The 16,908-nt window shown below is 69.4% G+C and carries 16 protein-coding genes; 8 read left to right on the forward strand and 8 right to left on the reverse strand.

What is annotated here, in order from left to right; all coding sequences use genetic code 11:
- Positions 1 to 29 precede the first annotated feature (29 nt).
- From ACZ7OI_RS23915 to ACZ7OI_RS23925, 3 genes are all read left to right on the forward strand, one after another.
- Entirely contained in the window at positions 30 to 1,817 is a 1,788-nt protein-coding gene (locus tag ACZ7OI_RS23915) for an ATP-dependent DNA ligase (RefSeq protein ID WP_470266391.1), read from the forward strand.
- A gap of 154 nt (positions 1,818 to 1,971) precedes the next feature.
- Positions 1,972 to 3,273: a S53 family peptidase gene (locus ACZ7OI_RS23920; protein WP_470266392.1), complete on the forward strand. Its 1,302-nt coding sequence runs from the start codon at positions 1,972 to 1,974 to the stop codon at positions 3,271 to 3,273.
- 135 nt (positions 3,274 to 3,408) lie between these two features.
- Positions 3,409 to 4,056: a Pr6Pr family membrane protein gene (locus ACZ7OI_RS23925; RefSeq protein WP_470266393.1), complete on the forward strand. Its 648-nt coding sequence runs from the start codon at positions 3,409 to 3,411 to the stop codon at positions 4,054 to 4,056.
- Here the strand turns inward: ACZ7OI_RS23925 and ACZ7OI_RS23930 are convergent.
- Complete coding sequence (locus ACZ7OI_RS23930) at positions 4,016 to 5,236, reverse strand: NADH:flavin oxidoreductase/NADH oxidase family protein (protein ID WP_470266394.1); 1,221 nt, start codon at positions 5,234 to 5,236, stop codon at positions 4,016 to 4,018. The genes ACZ7OI_RS23925 and ACZ7OI_RS23930 overlap by 41 nt on opposite strands.
- Positions 5,237 to 5,330: 94 nt before the next feature.
- On the opposite strand from ACZ7OI_RS23930, the gene ACZ7OI_RS23935 reads away from it, so the two are divergent.
- Entirely contained in the window at positions 5,331 to 5,954 is a 624-nt protein-coding gene (locus ACZ7OI_RS23935) for an MBL fold metallo-hydrolase (protein WP_470266395.1), read from the forward strand.
- Between the two features lie 4 nt (positions 5,955 to 5,958).
- Here ACZ7OI_RS23935 and ACZ7OI_RS23940 read toward each other — a convergent pair whose 3' ends face one another.
- Both ACZ7OI_RS23940 and ACZ7OI_RS23945 read right to left on the reverse strand, forming a co-directional pair.
- Positions 5,959 to 6,216, reverse strand: a complete 258-nt coding sequence (locus ACZ7OI_RS23940) for a hypothetical protein (protein ID WP_470266396.1) — start codon at positions 6,214 to 6,216, stop codon at positions 5,959 to 5,961.
- 49 nt (positions 6,217 to 6,265) lie between these two features.
- Positions 6,266 to 6,733, reverse strand: coding sequence for a DUF309 domain-containing protein (locus ACZ7OI_RS23945; protein ID WP_470266397.1), 468 nt, complete (start codon positions 6,731 to 6,733; stop codon positions 6,266 to 6,268).
- Between the two features lie 67 nt (positions 6,734 to 6,800).
- Here ACZ7OI_RS23945 and guaB1 point away from each other — a divergent pair, with 67 nt between their 5' ends.
- Positions 6,801 to 8,240, forward strand: a complete 1,440-nt coding sequence (gene guaB1 / locus ACZ7OI_RS23950; RefSeq protein WP_470266398.1) for a GMP reductase — start codon at positions 6,801 to 6,803, stop codon at positions 8,238 to 8,240.
- Between the two features lie 333 nt (positions 8,241 to 8,573).
- Here guaB1 and ACZ7OI_RS23955 read toward each other — a convergent pair whose 3' ends face one another.
- Positions 8,574 to 9,860, reverse strand: coding sequence for a PhoH family protein (locus ACZ7OI_RS23955; RefSeq protein WP_452077072.1), 1,287 nt, complete (start codon positions 9,858 to 9,860; stop codon positions 8,574 to 8,576).
- A gap of 735 nt (positions 9,861 to 10,595) precedes the next feature.
- On the opposite strand from ACZ7OI_RS23955, the gene ACZ7OI_RS23960 reads away from it, so the two are divergent.
- Positions 10,596 to 10,844 (forward strand): hypothetical protein, encoded by a 249-nt coding sequence (locus ACZ7OI_RS23960; protein WP_067576545.1) that lies wholly within the window; start codon positions 10,596 to 10,598, stop codon positions 10,842 to 10,844.
- A gap of 107 nt (positions 10,845 to 10,951) precedes the next feature.
- Here the strand turns inward: ACZ7OI_RS23960 and ACZ7OI_RS23965 are convergent, their stop codons facing one another.
- A complete protein-coding gene (locus ACZ7OI_RS23965; RefSeq protein ID WP_470266675.1) occupies positions 10,952 to 11,710 on the reverse strand; it encodes an isoprenyl transferase in 759 nt (252 codons plus the stop codon).
- Positions 11,711 to 11,815: 105 nt separating this feature from the next.
- Between ACZ7OI_RS23965 and trhA the strand changes: the two genes are divergently transcribed.
- Positions 11,816 to 12,490 (forward strand): PAQR family membrane homeostasis protein TrhA, encoded by a 675-nt coding sequence (gene trhA, locus ACZ7OI_RS23970; protein WP_470266399.1) that lies wholly within the window; start codon positions 11,816 to 11,818, stop codon positions 12,488 to 12,490.
- Positions 12,491 to 12,554: 64 nt separating this feature from the next.
- On the opposite strand, the gene ACZ7OI_RS23975 is transcribed toward trhA, so the two are convergent.
- Positions 12,555 to 13,217 carry a peroxiredoxin-like family protein gene (locus ACZ7OI_RS23975; protein ID WP_470266400.1) on the reverse strand — a complete coding sequence of 221 codons (663 nt, stop codon included), beginning with the start codon at positions 13,215 to 13,217 and terminating at the stop codon, positions 12,555 to 12,557.
- A 132-nt stretch (positions 13,218 to 13,349) separates the two neighbouring features.
- Between ACZ7OI_RS23975 and ACZ7OI_RS23980 the strand changes: the two genes are divergently transcribed.
- The gene (locus ACZ7OI_RS23980) at positions 13,350 to 13,994 is read left to right on the forward strand and encodes a TetR/AcrR family transcriptional regulator (RefSeq protein ID WP_470266401.1); all 645 of its coding nucleotides are present in this window, start codon (positions 13,350 to 13,352) and stop codon (positions 13,992 to 13,994) included.
- 369 nt (positions 13,995 to 14,363) lie between these two features.
- On the opposite strand, the gene ACZ7OI_RS23985 is transcribed toward ACZ7OI_RS23980, so the two are convergent.
- Together ACZ7OI_RS23985 and ACZ7OI_RS23990 are read right to left on the reverse strand one after the other, a co-directional pair.
- On the reverse strand, positions 14,364 to 16,259 hold the full coding sequence (locus tag ACZ7OI_RS23985; RefSeq protein WP_470266402.1) for an acyl-CoA dehydrogenase family protein: 1,896 nt from the start codon (positions 16,257 to 16,259) through the stop codon (positions 14,364 to 14,366).
- A gap of 58 nt (positions 16,260 to 16,317) precedes the next feature.
- Complete coding sequence (locus tag ACZ7OI_RS23990) at positions 16,318 to 16,872, reverse strand: hypothetical protein (protein WP_470266403.1); 555 nt, start codon at positions 16,870 to 16,872, stop codon at positions 16,318 to 16,320.
- Positions 16,873 to 16,908 lie beyond the last annotated feature (36 nt).

A 16,908-nucleotide genomic window follows, 5' to 3' on the forward strand; every position in this document is an offset into this window, starting at 1 on the left:
TTGTCGGTGGCGGGAGCGATGATGGCCGGGTGTTGTTCACCGACCTCGTCACCGCCTCCGCCGAACTGGCGGCCACGCGGTCACGGAAAACGAAGATCGCCGTGCTGGCCAGTGTGCTGCGCTCGGCCGAACCCGGCGAACTGCCCGCGGTGATCGCGTATCTCACCGGGCAGACGGCGCAGGACCGGCTCGGAGCCGGCTGGCGCACGCTCGCCGACCTCGCCGTCGAACCGGCGGCCGCGCCTGCCGTCTCCGTAGCGGAGGTCGACGTCGCGCTCACTGAGGTCGCGGCCGCTGCGGGCGCGGGTTCGGTGAAACGACGAGCGGAGGTGCTCACTGCGCTGTTCTCCCGGCTGACGCGGGCCGAGCAGGAGTTCGTGTTCCGGCTAGTCACCGGAGAGCTGCGGCAAGGCGCGCTGGAAGGCGTGATGGTCGACGCGGTCGCGGCGGCGGCCGAGGTGGGAGTCGACCAGGTGCGGCGCGCGTTCATGCTGTCCGGACGGCTGCCGGTCACCGGGCAGGCAGCGCTGACCGGGGGCGCGGCGGCGCTCGCGGAATTCGGGCTGGAGCTGGGCCGTCCGGTCCGGCCGATGCTCGCGTCGCCGGCGGAATCGCTGGAAGAAGCCGTGGCGGAGCACGGGAACGCGATCGTCGAGTACAAAATGGACGGTGCGCGGATCCAGGTGCACCGCCACGGCGCGGAGGTGCACGTGTACACGCGCACGCTGCGGGAAATCACCGGCAGCGTAGGCGAATTGGTCGAGCTCGTGCGGGCGCTGCCGTGCGAATCGGTGGTGCTGGACGGCGAAACCCTCGCGCTCACCGACGACGGGCGGCCGCGGCCGTTCCAGGAAACGATGAGCCGGTTCGGCAGCACGCGGGACGAGCAGGTGCGGGCGTTGCTGCTGCGGCCGTACTTCTTCGACTGCCTGCATCTGGACGGGGCCGATCTGCTCGACGCGCCGTTGTCCGAACGCAACGAGGCGCTGCGCCGGGTGGCGGGCGAGCACGTGATCCCCGGCTCGGTCCGGCCGGAATCACCGGCCGCGGTGCTCGAAGCGGCGATGGACGCCGGGCACGAGGGCGTGATGGTGAAGGACCTCGATTCGATCTACGCGGCCGGGCGGCGCGGGCGCGCGTGGCTGAAGGTGAAACCGGTGCACACCATCGACCTGGTGGTGCTGGCGGTGGAATGGGGACATGGGCGGCGCACCGGGAAGCTGTCGAACCTGCACCTCGGCGCGCGCGATCCGGACGGCGGGCCGCCGATCATGGTGGGCAAGACGTTCAAGGGCCTCACCGACGAACTGCTGGCCTGGCAGACCCAGCGGTTCCAGGAGATCGAGACGCACCGCGACCAGTGGACCGTCCACGTGCGACCGGAGACGGTGGTCGAGATCGAACTGGACGGTGCGCAGGTCAGCACGCGGTATCCGGGCGGGCTGGCGCTGCGGTTCGCGCGGGTGGTGCGGTATCGGCCGGACAAGGAACCCGGCGAGGCGGACACCATCGACACCGTCCGGGGGTTGCTGCGCGGGAGCCGTCCGGCGGAGGAATCCGGCCAGGCAGAGCGGCCCGGCATCGCGGGAAGTGCTGACTCCTCGGGGCGCCCCGGTCCCGAGGAGCAATCCGGTTCCGAGGAGCAATCCGGTTCCGAGGGGCAGCCTGATTCCGCGGAGCAGCCCGGCCAGGCAGAACGACCCGGCATCGCGAGAAGTGCTGGTCCATCGAGGAGCCCCGGTTCCGAGAAGCAATCCGGTTCCGCGGAGCAGCCTGGCCGGGAAGATCGGTCCGGTTCCGAGGAGGCGTCCGGATGATCGCCCCGCACGCCCTCCGGATGAGTGGGCACATTACGGACATCGGGCAGTTTTCCCCGCCGTGCTCAGGAAAACGCCCGACGAAAGTTGATGTCGCACCCGTGGCCGCGTGCCCGAGAGTGGGAGCACTGGCCTGTGTCGATGGGAGAAGAGCATGACGTTCCGGGTGAAATCAGCCGTCCGGGGATTCGGGCGGCCGATGACCCTGCTGGCGGGCGTGGCGCTCGCCGCCACCGTGGTGGCGGCTCCGGCCAGTGCCGCGCCGGCGCCGCCGCAGCCGTCCCGACATCACTTCTCGGCCGCCGCGCAGTCGTTCGTCGGCGCGACCACCGTGTCCGAGCGGGTGGCGCGGCTCAACGCGGCGATGGCCAAGCTGCCGAAGGAAAGCGGCGCGTACAACGCCACGAAGCTGTGGAACCAGGGCATCACCGGCGCCGGGACCACCGTGGCCACGCTGGTGTCGTTCGGCGACGACAAGGTCAAGCAGGTCCTGGACGAGTATTCGCGGCAGCACGGCCTGCCGCCGGCGAACGTCGAGGTGCTGCAGCCGTCCGGTGCGGTGCCCGCGTGCACCGACCCCGGGGTGGACACCGCCACCTGCCAGTCGTGGGGCGGGGAAACCGACCTCGACGTCACGATGATGCACGCGATGGCTCCGGCCGCGAAGATCGTCGTCGCGGCCACCCCGGTCGCCGAGACGCAGGGCTTCGCCGGGCTGCCGGAAATGATGCACGCGGTCGACTACATGACCGAGCACCGCATCGCCGACGTGGTCTCGATGAGCTTCGGCACCACCGAGGAGAACTTCCCGTCGTTCGAGTCGATCAAGACCCTCGACCCGGCGCTGGAGCGGGCGAGCAAGGCGGGCGTCACGCTGGTGGCGTCGTCCGGCGACGACGGGCCGAGCGGGTCGTATCTGCAGGGTCCCGGCAAGTACCCGTACCGGGTGGCGAGCTGGCCCGCCAGCGACCCGAACGTCACCGCGCTCGGCGGCACCCAGCTGCACCTGGACGCGAACGGCTTCCGCACCCAGCCCGACGACCTGGTCAACGCGGCGGACAACGGGTTCAGCGAGGGCGCGGGCCTGTCGAAGGCGTACGCGCGGCCGTCCTGGCAGAGCCGCGTCAAGAAGATCACCGGCAGCACGATGCGGGCGTACCCGGACATCAGCATGGAAGGCGTCCAGGGCACGTCGCAGTCGGCGCCGCTGTTCGCGGGCGTGCTGGCGTTGGCGGTGCAGGCCAACCACGGGCGGCTGGGCCAGATCAACCCGGCGCTGTACTCGAAGCTGGGCCCGAAGGGCACCGCGGCCGGGATCGTCGACGTCACCAAGGGCGACAACAGCCAGTACGACGTCGAAGGCTTCAAGGCCGGTCCGGGCTACGACATCGCGAGCGGCTGGGGCACGATCGACGCGTCGGTCTTCGTGCCGGCCTTGGTGAAGGCGGTGCGGTGATGCGGTAGTCAGCGGCCGGGTACTGCCTCCGGAGGGCAGTGGTCACCCGGCTTGAGCAAGTTCACCCGGCCCGGCTCGACCGATCCTGGTCGTGTCGGGCCGGGCGGACCAGGCCGGAACCGTAGTGTCAGCGGCATGTCCTCGAAAGCGTTGGCCCGGCTGTGGTTCGGGGTGACCGCGGTCGTCGTGCTGGCCGCGCTCGTGATCCAGATCGTCGCGCTGGTACCGGCGCCAGGGCGGTACGCCAGCTTCGGCGGGCGGGTGGCGAACCTGTTCACCTACTTCACGATCATCTCGAACGTTCTCGTCCTCGTCACCAGCGCGGCCTTCGCTCGCCGGCGCGGCACCTCGCCGCTGATGCGCGTGCTCTGGCTCGACGCGTTGGTCGGGATCGTGGTCACCGGCGTGGTCTACCAGGTCGCGCTCGCCGGACTGTACGAACTGCACGGACTCAGCCTCGCCGCGGACATCCTGCTGCACCGCGTCACCCCGGTGCTGTGCGTGCTCGGCTGGCTGATCTTCGCCCCGCGCGTGCTGGAATGGCGCACCGTCTGGTGGTCGCTCGTCTACCCCTTGGCGTGGCTGGTTTTCACGCTCGTCCGCGGCGCGATCGACGGCTACTACCCGTACCCGTTCGTCAACGCCGACGACCTCGGTTACGGGCAGGTCGCGCTGAACTGCGTGCTCATCGGCGTCTTCTTCATCGCGCTCGCCAGCGGAGCCAGGCTCGTCGACCGGCGGCTCACGCGCGTACCCGGCGAAACGCGTTCAGCGGATCGCTGAGCCCGGCTTGCGCGAGCGCCCGCCACGCGCCGCGCTTGAGGTCCACCGGTTTGCCGGCGGCGACGCGGTGCATCTGCTGGGTGTGCCACTGGATCTCGAGCAGGCTGTCGGCGAGCCGGATTCCCGTGCGCGGGCACCGCCGTTCGGCTCGCACGTCCTCGCCCGCGAGCAGCCGTCCCGGCAGGCCGGGGTCCACAACGAACGGACGGCCGATCCCGATCACGTCCAGCGCACCGGATTCCAGCGCCTCCGCCATCCCGGCCGCCGTGGCGAACCCGCCGGTGACCATCAGCGCGACGTCGCTGATCTGCCGGGCTTTCGCCGCGTAGTCCAGGAAATACGCTTCTCGCCGCTGCGTGCTCGCCCGGCCGGACCCCATCATCACGGCCCGTTCGTACGTGCCGCCGGAAATCTCCAGCAGGTCGATCCCCGCCTCGCCCAGCGCGCGAACCACCTGCAGCGACTCGTCCTCGTCGAAGCCTCCGCGCTGGAAATCCGCGCTGTTCAGCTTCACCGAAACCGGCACCCGATCTCCGACCGCACCCCGGACCGCGCGCACCACCTCAAGCAGGAAGCGGCTGCGGTCGCGCCCCCAGTCGTCGTCGCGACGATTCACCAGCGGCGACAGGAACTGCGAGATCAGGTACCCGTGCGCGCCATGGATCTGGATCCCAGCGAACCCGGCGTCGACGAACGTCCGCGCCGACAACGCGAACCTCGCCACCACCGCTTCGATCTCGCCCCCGGTCAACGCGCGCGGCGCCGCGAACGCAGTCCGCACCCCGCGATCGCCGAACGGCACCGCCGAGGGCGCGACCGGCTGCCGGGACAAGTACCGAGGGCTCTGCCGACCGGGATGGTTGAGCTGCACCCACAACTGCGCGTCGGTGCCGTCCACCGACTGCGCCCACGACCGATACGCGGCCGGATCGGGCGTGGCCGGAACCGCGACGTTGCGCGGTTCGCCGAGCGCGGTGGGATCGACCATCACGTTGCCGGTCACCAGCAGACCAGCGCCCCCTTGGGCCCAGGTCCGGTACAGCCGCGCGAGCTCGCCGGACGGTGCGTTGCGGCGGTCGCCAAGCTGCTCGCTGAGCGCCGACTTCGCGATCCGATGCGGCAGCACGGCCCCGCATTGCAGCTTGAGCGGTTCGGCGAGCAGATCCCGGGGGTCGGTCATGAGCAGTCCCGTCGTCGCGGCTAACTTACCGCGAGTAAGGATACTCGAAAGTAAGTACCGGCGGTATGCCCCGCGGGCCACTAGGGTCTGCGGCATGACGGCCATAGTGCAGAACCTGGTCACGTCGGGCGTGTTCGAGCTCGACGGCGGCAGCTGGGACGTGGACAACAATGTCTGGATCGTCGGCGACGGGTCCGAGGTGATCGTGATCGACGCCGCCCACGACGCGGACGCCATCGCGGACGTCGTCGGAGACCGCACGGTCCGCGCGATCGTCTGCACCCACGCGCACAACGACCACGTCAACGCCGCCCCCGCACTGGCCGAACGCACCGGCGCGCCGATCCTGCTGCACCCGGCCGACCGCGTCGTGTGGGACCTGACCCACCCCGACCGCGCCCCCGACGGCGACCTGGCCGACGGACAGGTCATCACCGTCGCCGGCACCGACCTGACGGTGCTGCACACCCCCGGCCACGCCCCCGGCGCGGTCTGCCTGCACAGCCCCGACCTGGAAGTCCTCTTCACCGGAGACACCCTGTTCCACGGCGGCCCCGGCGCCACCGGCCGGTCGTACTCCGACTACCCGACCATCGTGAAATCCATCCGCGACCGCCTCTTCCCGCTCCCCGACGCAACCATCGTCCGCACCGGCCACGGCGAGGCGACGACGGTCGGGAAGGAAAAGGCGGGATCAGCGGACTGGCCGGACGCCTAGCGGGTCACCGCGGAGCCGTGCGGCACTTCGTCGGCTCCGCGGTGCAGTCGAACCGCTTCGCACCACCGCTGCTGGCGGTGTTCTGGTTGTACTCGACCCGGTGGAAGCCCCATGCCGTGGTTTTGAAGCCGGGCGAGCCTGCCGGCGGCAGGGTGAGCGCGACCAGAGCCAGCCCAGCGCCGATGCCGGCCAGCACCACACCGGCGAGCCAGGCGACCGTGATCGTCGGTTCCGGCCGCCCCGCTTCGTCGGTCTCCGTCACGCTCAGCACGTTGGTGATCGCCGCTCGGCACGCACCGGCGAATCGGGAATCACCGGGCCAGCCGAGGAACCTCCGGAACCACCCGAGCCCGCTCCCGAGCCTCCGCCGCAAGCGCTTGCGCCCACCGCTGCAACCCCGCCACGTCCACCCCGTACGGCGGCTCTTCCCGGAACGGCGCGATGTTCTCCGCGCCCCGTTCCAGCAGCGCGACCGCCCCGTTCCCATTCCCCCGCAGCGCGTGCGTCAGCCCTACCGCGAGCTGGGCCAAGCCGCGCCACAGCTCCTGCTCCGGCCCGTCGGTCGCCTTCCACGCGTCCTCGAAGACCTCGTGTGCGTGGAACGGGCGGCCCGCGTCCAGCAGGTTCTGGGCCTCCGTCAGGGTCTCCGCCGGGGTTCGCTGCACACCTTCGGGCTGGCGCGGCACGCCGTCGGCTCCATACGGAAGCGGGCGGCCTAGACCATCACGCGGACGAGCATTGCGGGCCCGTCCCTGGTCGTCGCGATCACGGCTGTCCACCCGCCCATTGTTCCACGGGCCACGCCGGGTTAGCGTCTCGCGCGCAAGCCACGTAGCCTGGTGACTCGTGCGCTTTCTGGATGGGCACGTGCCCGCTCACGACCTGACCTACGACGACGTGTTCCTGCTGCCGAACCGTTCGGACGTGGAGTCCCGCTTCGGCGTCGACTTGTCCACTGTGGACGGCACTGGCGCGACGATCCCCTTGGTGGTGGCCAACATGACGGCCGTCGCCGGGCGGCGGATGGCCGAGACGGTCGCTCGCCGCGGCGGGCTCGTCGTGCTTCCGCAGGACGTCGACACCGAGGCAGTGACCGAAATCGTCTCCTGGGTGAAATCCCGCCACGCCGTGTGGGACACGCCGCTGGTCCTCACCGGCGGCGACGCGGTGGCCGACGCCCTGAACCTCGTGCACAAACGAGCACACGGCGCGGTCGTCATCGTCGACGGTGACGGCAGGCCGGTCGGCGTCGTCGACGAGGCCGCCTGCGCTGGTGTCGACCGCTTCGCGCGGCTGGCCGACGTCGCCGAACCGGCCGTCGTCGCCGTGCCGCTCGACACGCCGCCGCGCGAGGTTTTCGAACTCCTGCACAGCCACGGCGGACGGCTCGCCCTCGGCCTCGACGCCGACGGTCGCCTCGCCGGCGTCCTCACCGCGGTGGGCGCGCTGCGCTCGGAGATCTACACGCCGGCCGCCGACGCTCAGGGCAAGCTGCGCGTCGCCGCCGCGGTCGGCGTGAACGGCGATGTCGCGGCGAAGGCCGAAGCCGTGCTGGCGGCGGGCGTCGACACGCTGGTCGTCGACACCGCGCACGGACACCAGGAAAAGATGATCGCCGCACTCAAGGCGGTCCGTTCGGTGTCGCCGAAGGTGCCGATCGTGGCGGGGAACGTCGTGACCGCCGAGGGCACCCGCGACCTCATCCACGCGGGCGCGGACGTCATCAAGGTCGGCGTCGGCCCCGGCGCGATGTGCACCACGCGGATGATGACCGGCGTCGGCCGTCCGCAGTTCTCCGCCGTCGCGGAATGCTCGGCTGCCGCCCGCGAGCTGGGCAAACACGTCTGGGCGGACGGCGGCGTGCGGCACCCGCGCGACGTCGCGCTGGCACTGGCCGCAGGCGCGTCCGCGGCGATGGTCGGCTCGTGGTTCGCCGGCACCCACGAATCGCCCGGCGACCTGCGGTACGACGAGCAGGGCCGTCCGTACAAGGAGTCGTTCGGGATGGCGTCGAAGCGCGCCGTCGGGGCTCGCACGCGCACGGACAACGTCTTCGACCGCGCCCGCAAGGCGCTGTTCGAGGAGGGAATCTCCACGTCGCGGATGGCACTGGACCCGACCCGGCCCGGCGTTGAGGACCTGATCGACTCGATCTGCTCGGGTGTGCGCTCGTCCTGCACCTACGCGGGCGCGCGCACGCTGGAGGAGTTCCACGAGCGCGCCGTGCTGGGCGTGCAGTCCGCGGCTGGTTTCGCCGAGGGACGCCCGCTGCCCTCCGGCTGGTGAGACGTCAGCTCGCCGCGTCCGATCCCGGATGCGGCGAGCTGCTTACCGGCCCTCGTAAAACACGGCTCGTGGGCCATTGGCCGCCCACGCGAAGGCGTCGCGCCAAGAGGACCACAGTACGTCGATCGTTCCCCGCACTCGTCGAGGCGAGACGGCTCCGAATCCTGATGCTCCACGGCATTCCGGATTCGCAGGAGCTTGCCGAGCATGAACGGCCGAGCGAGGTTCAGCCGCTCCAAGGTCTGAAGGTCGCCGTTCTCCCGCCAGTGCAGATCCCGCGAAGAACGGCCCACCGCAGTCCCCCCGCGGCAGGCCGCCCTTCACGGATCCAGGTCAGCCGTGGTCTTCCAGCATCTCGGTCACCAGCGCCGCGATCGGCGAGCGCTCCGACCGGGTCAGGGTCACGTGCGCGAACAGCGGGTGCCCCTTCAGCTTTTCGATCACCGCCGAAACACCGTCATGCCGTCCGACCCTCAGGTTGTCGCGCTGGGCGACGTCGTGCGTGAGCACCACCCGCGACGCCGAACCGAGCCGCGAAAGCACGGTCAGCAGCACATTGCGTTCCAGTGACTGCGCCTCGTCCACGATCACGAAGGTGTCGTGCAGCGAGCGGCCCCGGATGTGCGTCAGCGGCAGCACCTCGAGCATGCCGCGGTCGAACACCTCGTCCAGCACGTCCTGGCTGACCAGCGCGCCGAGCGTGTCGAACACCGCCTGCGCCCAGGGCTGCATCTTCTCGCTCTCGGACCCGGGCAGATAGCCGAGATCCTGGCCGCCGACCGCGTAGACCGGGCGGAACACCACGACCTTTCGGTGCTGCTGGCGTTCCATCACCGCCTCCAGGCCCGCGCACAGCGCCAGCGCCGACTTGCCGGTGCCCGCTCGCCCGCCGAGCGAGACGATGCCGACGTCGGAGTCCAGCAGCAGGTCGAGCGCCACGCGCTGCTCAGCCGAGCGGCCGTGCAGGCCGAACGCCTCGCGGTCGCCGCGCACCAGCCGCACCCGCTTGTCCGCCGTGACCCGGCCGAGCGCGCTGGAGCTGCCCGCGAGCAGCCGCAGCCCGGTGTGACAGGGCAGTTCGCCCACCTCGCCGAGACCGAATTCCGCCGGATCCGCCGAACCGCCCGAGAAGAGCGTGTCGATCAGCTCCTGGGGAGCGTCCACGTCCGCCATGCCCGTCCAGCCCGACGGCGTGACCTCCTGCGCCCGGTACTCGTCCGCGGTGAGCCCGACCGCACCCGCTTTGACCCGCAGCGGGATGTCCTTCGTCACCAGGGTGACCGCCGGCTGCTCCGTCGCGAGGTTGAGCGCGCACGCGAGGATGCGGTGGTCGTTCGAATCGGTGCGGAAGCCCACCGGGAGGACGGACGGATCGGTGTGGTTCAGCTCCACCTGCAGGGTTCCGCCCTGATCGCCGATCGGAATCGGGGCGTCGAGCCTGCCGTGCTTGAGCCGGAGATCGTCCAGCAGCCGGAGGGATTCCCTGGCGAACCAGCCCAGTTCGGAGTGGTGGCGCTTGGCCTCCAGTTCGCTGATGACGACCAGCGGGAGCACCACCGCGTGTTCGGCGAACCGGGTGACCGCCCACGGGTCGGAGAGCAGCACCGACGTGTCGAGCACATAAGTGATGCGTGGGGATTCGGGCGAGATCGAGGCTTTCTCCGGCGCCGGAGCACCGGTCGAAGAACGGCCTGAGGCCTTGCGGGGTGAACGCTGCGCAGTCACGACGGCATCTCCCTCGAGGGCGTGTGCACCCCACGCCCGCACTCGCTGGGCCGGGCACCTCCCTGGCTGGGTCCGCACTCCCTGACGCTGGCTGCGTCAGGCGGCACGGCCACGAGGGCCGGGTGCCGGCCCCCTCGTGCATCTCGTGGGCGGCTGAGCCGCCCCCTCGATCAACGCCACGACCAGGGCCTCCCGCGAGAATCCGCACGGAACGCGAATCCTCTATCCCGGAAGGTACCTACGTCCGCCCCGTCGTGCAGGCAGCCACACAGGTGATTCGCCGATTCGTCATCCCACCGTCGGTCGCCCGAAACAGAGTGTCCACAGTGTTCACTCAGCGTCACCGGGTCCGGCGATCAGGGGGTCGCACAGATGGATGATCAAGGAAAATTAATCACCGAGTGCAGGCAATTCCCAGGTAAAGGGCCTTGTACCACGGGGCAGACCAGAATGCATTTCGCGTCCTGGACACTGAACCGGTCCGAGTGAACTGGGCCTTCAAGCGCTCACACAATGGGCGTACGCACCATTCGCTAGAGGCCATTCGGGGGTAATTTCCTTACTGCGGGACACACCACCGGAACACTCCGGTGCCCCGAATCCCAGTATCTCTACCTAGGAGTGTGCGAAGTGCTGAAGAAGGCTGGAATTGTCGCCGGTGCGGCCGCGGGTCTGATGATGATCGGCGGGACGGCGTTCGCCTCCCCGGCCGCGACCCAGGGCGCTCCGGACCCGACGTTCGGCGACGCCTACGCCACCTTCATCGAGGGCGGCGGCGCGCTCGGCTACGGTGCCGCTTCGCTGGTCGCCGGCGCCTACACCGGCGTCGCGCTGACCCCGGCGCTGGTGGCCCACTCGATGGAGCACCACCACGGCTGAGCCGTCTTGACGCGAAGGCCCCGGGGTTCGGCTCCGGGGCCTTCGCGGCGTCCGCGGCCCGGGGCGGCCGGCCCGGCTGGGTGGGTCCGCCGGGCCGGTTCTCCGCCTCAGGCCCCGAACCGGCGGTGGCGCCAGGCGAAGTCGCGCACCGCGCGGAGAAAATCGACGCGCCGGAATGCCGGCCAGTAAGCCTCGGTGAACCAGAATTCCGAATGCGCGGACTGCCAGAGCAGAAATCCGGAAAGCCGCTGTTCACCGGACGTTCGGATAATCAGATCCGGATCCGGCTGGCCGGAAGTGTAGAGATGTTCCGAGATGTGGTCGACGTCGAGGATTTTCGCGAGTTCGCGAATCGAAGTGCCCTCGTCGGCGTGCTGCAGCAGAAGTTTGCGGACGGCGTCGGCGATCTCCTGCCGTCCGCCGTAGCCGACCGCGATGTTCACCTCCATGCCCGAGTGGTTCTCGGTCCGCGCCGCGGCGGCGGTGAGCTTCTGCGCCACCTCGAGCGGCAGCAGGTCGAGCGCGCCGACGATGCGCAGCCGCCACGGCACCTCGGCCCCGGCGAGTTCGTCGGTGACGTCGGTGATGATTTTCAGCAGCGGCGTGAGCTCGTCCGGATCGCGGTTGAGGTTGTCGGTGGACAGCAGCCACATCGTCACGACCTCGACCTCGGCCTCCTGGCACCAGCTGAGGAAGTCGGCGATCTTCTTGGCCCCGGCGCGGTGCCCGTCGGCCACGTCGGCGAACCCGGCCTCGCGGGCCCAGCGGCGATTGCCGTCGAGCATGATCGCGATATGCCGAGGATGACGGCCAGCCGACTGCTGGATCAGTCGGCGGCTGTAGACGCTGTAGACGACGTCGGACATGAAGGACCGGAGGCTCACGTCGCCCGAGCGTACGCACCCCTGGATTAAGGGTGTGACGCGCCACGGGGGCTGGCAAAAAACCTACGGTCCCGTAGCCTTGGCACGGTGAGTGTGACGATCGATCCCCCGCCCGCCCCCGAGGACACTCGGCCCCGGCTGCGCGGCCACATCCACTTCTGGTCATTCTTCGGCGCCGTCGCCGCGGCCGCCGCGCTGATCAGCCTCGCCGCCTCGACGGTTTCCCCGACAGCCGCGCTGGCGACGTCCGTGTACGGCCTCACCGTGCTGGGCGTCTTCGGCGTGAGCGCGCTGTATCACCGCAGGCTGTGGAGCCCGCGCGCGTACAAGTGGATGAAGCGCGCCGACCACTCGATGATCTTCCTCTTCATCGCAGGCACCTACACGCCGTTCACCCTGCTGGCCATGTCGAAGCCGACCGGATACATCGTCCTGGGCATCGTCTGGGGCGGCGCGGTCCTCGGCGTGGCGATGAAGATGCTGTGGCCGCACGCGCCGCGCTGGCTGGGCGTGCCGATCTACATCGCGCTCGGCTGGGTCGCGGTGTTCGTCCTGCCGGAACTGCTGAGCCATGCCGGGGTCGCGGCTTTGGTGCTGCTGTGCGTGGGCGGCCTGTTCTATACGGTTGGGGCGGTTTTTTACGCCGTGAAGTGGCCGAATCACTGGCCGGAGACGTTCGGGTACCACGAGTTCTTCCACGCGTGCACGGTCCTGGCCGCGGTGTCGCATTACATCGCGATCTGGTTGGCGATGTACGCCTAGCTGCGGGTTTCTTCCTCAGGCCGTCTCCAGGCCGTCACGCTGCCTGGAGGCGCCCTGAGTCGTTTCAGAGCAAATCGAGCGCTGTCGCGATCTCGTGGACCTCAGTGCGAGTGGTGTAGTTGGGGTGCACATCGATCCACCGGATCGTGCCCTCGGCGTCGACGAGGACGACCGTCGGCATCGGTACGCCATGGCTGCCGTCGGCGTTGGCCGCGGTGAGGTCCACGCCGAGAGTCGTCTGTGCGGCGCGGGCGGCTTCAGTGGGGGCGGTGAGCACGCCGAGAGCGGCGGCGACCTGGTTGCCGGGATCGGACAGCACGGTGAAGGTCAGCTCGTTTTTCTCCGCCATGGACAGCGACCCGTCTGGTTTCTGCGGACTGATCGCAATCAGCTCGACTCCCCGTTCCGCCAGCACGGGAACAAGCTGCTCCTGGTAGGTGCGCAGCGCCACGTTGCAGTACGGGCACCACGCGCCTCGGTAGGTCACGACCACGGCGGGCTTGCCGTGCCGGGCGGATTCGAGCGTCGCCGGGGCGCCGTGGACGTCGAGCAGCTCTCCGTCTGGCATCGCCGTGCCTGCGGCGAGCACGCCCTCGGGCAGGCCAGCGGCGTCCAGTTCCGCCTGCTCGCCGCCAAAAGCCGCCCAGGCCTCGGCTGGCAGCCGATCAGCGAGTCCTTGGTGCATGGCGGATACCCGCTCGGCAATGGTGCTGTCGATGGTGGTCACGGCAAGCCTTTCGGGCGTGGGAGATTCGCAGGACGCGGGGCCGAGCCCCAAACTGGATTTCTCTATCCAGTAGTACCGCCGAGGAACTGGATAGTCAAATCCAGTTTTGGCGAGCTTCCGTATCCTGCGGGAGTGAGCGAGACCGTGACCCCGGCTGCCGAGGGCGCCGGCACGACCAGACGGACGACCCGTGGGCTCGTCACGCGCGAGCGGATCGTCGCCGCCGCCGCGCAGTTGATGTTCGAGCGCGGCGTCGCCGGCACCAGCACTCCCGACGTCCGGGATGCGGCCGGGGTCAGCTCATCGCAGATCTACCACTACTTCGCGGACAAGAGCGCGCTCACCCGCGCGGTGATCGAGTTCCAGACCGCCCGCATCCTCACCGGACAGCGAGTGCTCCTCTCCCGGCTGGACAGCTTCGAGGCGCTGCGGGACTGGCGAGACGCGATCGTGCAGATCGAACACGACCTCGACTGCCGAGGCGGCTGCCCGCTCGGGAGCTTGACCAGCGAACTCGCCGAACACGACCCCGCCGCGCGCGCCGCATTGGCGGAGGGCTTCGCACTGTGGACCGATGCGATCCGCGACGGCCTGCAGGACATGCTCGACCGGGGCGTGCTGCGCGACGACGCAGACCCGCACCGCCTGTCGTTGGCGACGATGGCCGCGCTGCAGGGCGGCCTGATCCTCGCACAGGCCCAGCGCAGCACCGCGGCGCTGGAAGCCGGGCTGGACGCGATGATCGAACGCATCGCGTTCCACGCTGTCACTCCCTGACCAGCGGGGTGGCGTTCACCGCTGCCGACGGCGGCCTAGCGAACCGCGCGCACGTACAGAAACACTGGTGTCGTCCGCAAGATCCTCTCCAGCTCCGGGTCCTCCACCCCCGGTGTCGGCTGCGGCTCCTCGACCGCGAACCCGGCTTCCAGCAGCGATGTGAAGACTGCCGATACCAGACGGCGGTACATCCGTCCGGGTTCAGGCAGCGCCGCAGTTCAGCGAGGAGCGGCCCCAGTCCGCGACGTAGCGCAGGACCAGCGACGCCACCCATGTCCGCCGAGGCGCTCGACACCATGGTCAGTGGCTCGTTCAGCGCGGTCGTATCGCTCGACATGATCTCCGAAGACCTCGCCCAGCGCACCGAGTTCAGCCGTTCAGCATCGGTGCCGCCAAGAACTGCTCCGGAACCGCGAACCCATCCACCAACGTCCTCGCATGCGGCCGCAACGCCCCGCACAGCGCATTAACCGCCGCAGTTACCGCCTTGGAGCGGCTTGCGGTGATTCGGCCGTGCTCCAGGAACCAGGCGCGGTCCGTCTCGATTGTTGACAGGGCGTACAGGTCACAGAGCCGCGAAAGCAGCGCAGCCGCGTCCGGGTCGCTGCAACTAGCCACAGCCCGGGCGAAGGCGTCGAGAATCAACCTGTCCACGTGTACGCGTCCGGCGAGCAGCACATGGTCCTGTACGGAGTTGAAGACGCCGAAGGGATCCGAAGCAGCTCTGCGGAGACGGTTGGCCACACCGCTCAGCACGTGCTCTTCACGGTCCTCGAAGAGACGCTGTTGCCACTCACGGTCGAAGAGCACCGTAGCGTCGTCGGATTCCGTGAGCCGCTCCAGGAATCGCCAAGCGGCTGAGCGTTCCTTCACGGTGTCCACGAGCTGTTCGGCGACAAAGCGCGCGGTCGCCAGCGGGCTGAGGTCCTCGAAGTGTTCCTTGTACTGCGTCAGCAAGCCCTTCGCCACCAGCTGCAACAACACGGTGTTGTCGCCTTCGAAGGTGGTGAAGACGTCTGTGTCGGCCTTCAGACCGGCCAGCAGATTCTCCGCAAGGTACCCACTGCCGCCGCAGGCTTCGCGGGCCGTTTGGATGGTCGCGGTGGCATGCCAGGTGTTCAAAGCCTTCAGGCCGGCGGCTCGGGACTCCAGTTCGCGCTGTTCTTCCTCCGGCGCGTCGGGAGAGATGTCGTGCAGGGCGGCGACCAGTTCCTCCTGCGCGAAGTGCAGGGCGTAGGTCTTCGCCAAAGCTGGCAGCAGTTTCCGCTGGTGTCCAAGGTAATCGAGGATGACGACCTCGTCACCGTCCGGACGCTGGAACTGCCGTCGCTGGTCGCCGTAGCGAACTGCCAGCGTCAGGGCGCGTTGGGTGGCGCATCCGGCGCTGCCGCCGACGCTCACGCGGCCGCGGATGAGCGTGCCCAGCATCGTGAAAAACCGGCGGCCGTCGCTTTCGATCGGGCTTGTGTAGGTGCCGTCCTCGGCTACGTCGCCGAAGCGGTTCAGCAGCGCTTCCCTTGGCACGCGGACCTGATCGAAGGTCAACCGTCCATTGTCGACGCCGTTCAGGCCTGCCTTCACGCCGCAGTCGGCGATGGTGACGCCCGGAGCCGGAGCGCCGGAGTCGTCGCGGATCGGTACCAGGAAAGCATGTACGCCACGGGATTTGCCACCAGTGAGCAACTGCGCGAAGACTACCGCGAGCTGGCCGTCGCGGGCGGCGTTGCCGATGTATTCCTTGGTGGCGCCGGGATCCGGGCTGTGCACGACGAATTCGCGCGTGGAAGGGTCGTAAGTCGCCGTGGTGTGCAGGTGCTGGACATCCGAACCGTGGCCGTGCTCGGTCATCGCGAAGCAGCCGAGCAGGTCCAGATTCATGATGCGGCGCAAGTACTTCTCGTGGTGCGACGAGGTGCCGAGCAGCTGCACCGCACCGCCGAACAGGCCCCACTGCACGCCGGCCTTGACCATCAGCGACAGGTCGCCGTAGCCGAGCATCTCGAACGACATCACCGACCCGCCGACGTCGCTCAGCCCGCCGTACGCGGCGTCGAACCCGAGCGCGGGGCGGTCCGTTTCGGCGAGTTTCCGCAGCTGGTCCAGCACCTGGACGCGGTGCGCCTCGACGTCGAGACCGATCGTGTCCCGGAACTTCTCCGTGCTCATCTGCGCGCGCACGTCGCGCTTCAACCCGGCCCAGCGTCCATCGAGGACGGCAGTCAACGCATCCGGGTCCACTTTCTCAGGCACAGCAGGGATGTCCACGGTTCCTCCGATACAGCAGGCTGCCACCAGCCTGCCGCAGCGGAGGAAGTCCCGCAGCTCAGCCCAGGTCGGGCCCCTTCGACCGCAGGTCGTCGACCTTGGTCATCGCCTCGCGCAGTTCGGTCAGCCATGTATCCGCGTGCTCGCCGACCAGCCGTACCGCCCAGGCCAGCGCCTCGGACCGAGACCGCGCGACGCCGGCGTCCACGAGCGTGTCGAGGACCAGCCGTTCGGGTTGCCGCAGCCGGGTCATCACCGGCACCGACAGCGTCGTGAAGTGCACCGTCGTACCGCCCAGCTTCGCGCCCCACGCCACCTTGCGCTGGTAGCGGTGCTCGGCCTGCCGGGCGATTTCGATGCGCTCGTCGCGGGTTTCCTCGCGGAACCGGCTGATCCGCCCGTCCTCCGCGGCCGCGCGGGCCGCGTCGTCGGCGTACTCGCCGGCGAGCGCGGGCAGTTCGCCCACGATCAGGATCTCTTCGCGGTCCACGGTGATTTCCGGTTCGCCGGTGAACCAGCCGTCCGGGAGCCGTCCGCCGAACCACGCCGCCGCGTCTTCCGCCGACGGCGCCTCGGCCTGCTGCCAGCCCCGGCCTTTCCAACCTCGCCCCATGACGTCCACCATCCTTGATTACATGATTACGTCACT

This window comes from Amycolatopsis sp. NPDC114503 (assembly GCF_055633655.1).

Bases quoted from the DNA above. Each gene is read 5' to 3' on its own strand.
- ACZ7OI_RS23920 (WP_470266392.1), top strand. From the start codon at position 1,972: ATGACGTTCCGGGTGAAATCAGCCGTCCGGGGATTCGGGCGGCCGATG.
- ACZ7OI_RS23935 (WP_470266395.1), top strand. From the start codon at position 5,331: ATGACGGCCATAGTGCAGAACCTGGTCACGTCGGGCGTGTTCGAGCTC.
- ACZ7OI_RS23990 (WP_470266403.1), bottom strand. From the start codon at position 16,872: ATGGGGCGAGGTTGGAAAGGCCGGGGCTGGCAGCAGGCCGAGGCGCCG.
- ACZ7OI_RS23930 (WP_470266394.1), bottom strand. From the start codon at position 5,236: ATGACCGACCCCCGGGATCTGCTCGCCGAACCGCTCAAGCTGCAATGC.
- ACZ7OI_RS23965 (WP_470266675.1), bottom strand. From the start codon at position 11,710: ATGTCCGACGTCGTCTACAGCGTCTACAGCCGCCGACTGATCCAGCAG.
- ACZ7OI_RS23925 (WP_470266393.1), top strand. From the start codon at position 3,409: ATGTCCTCGAAAGCGTTGGCCCGGCTGTGGTTCGGGGTGACCGCGGTC.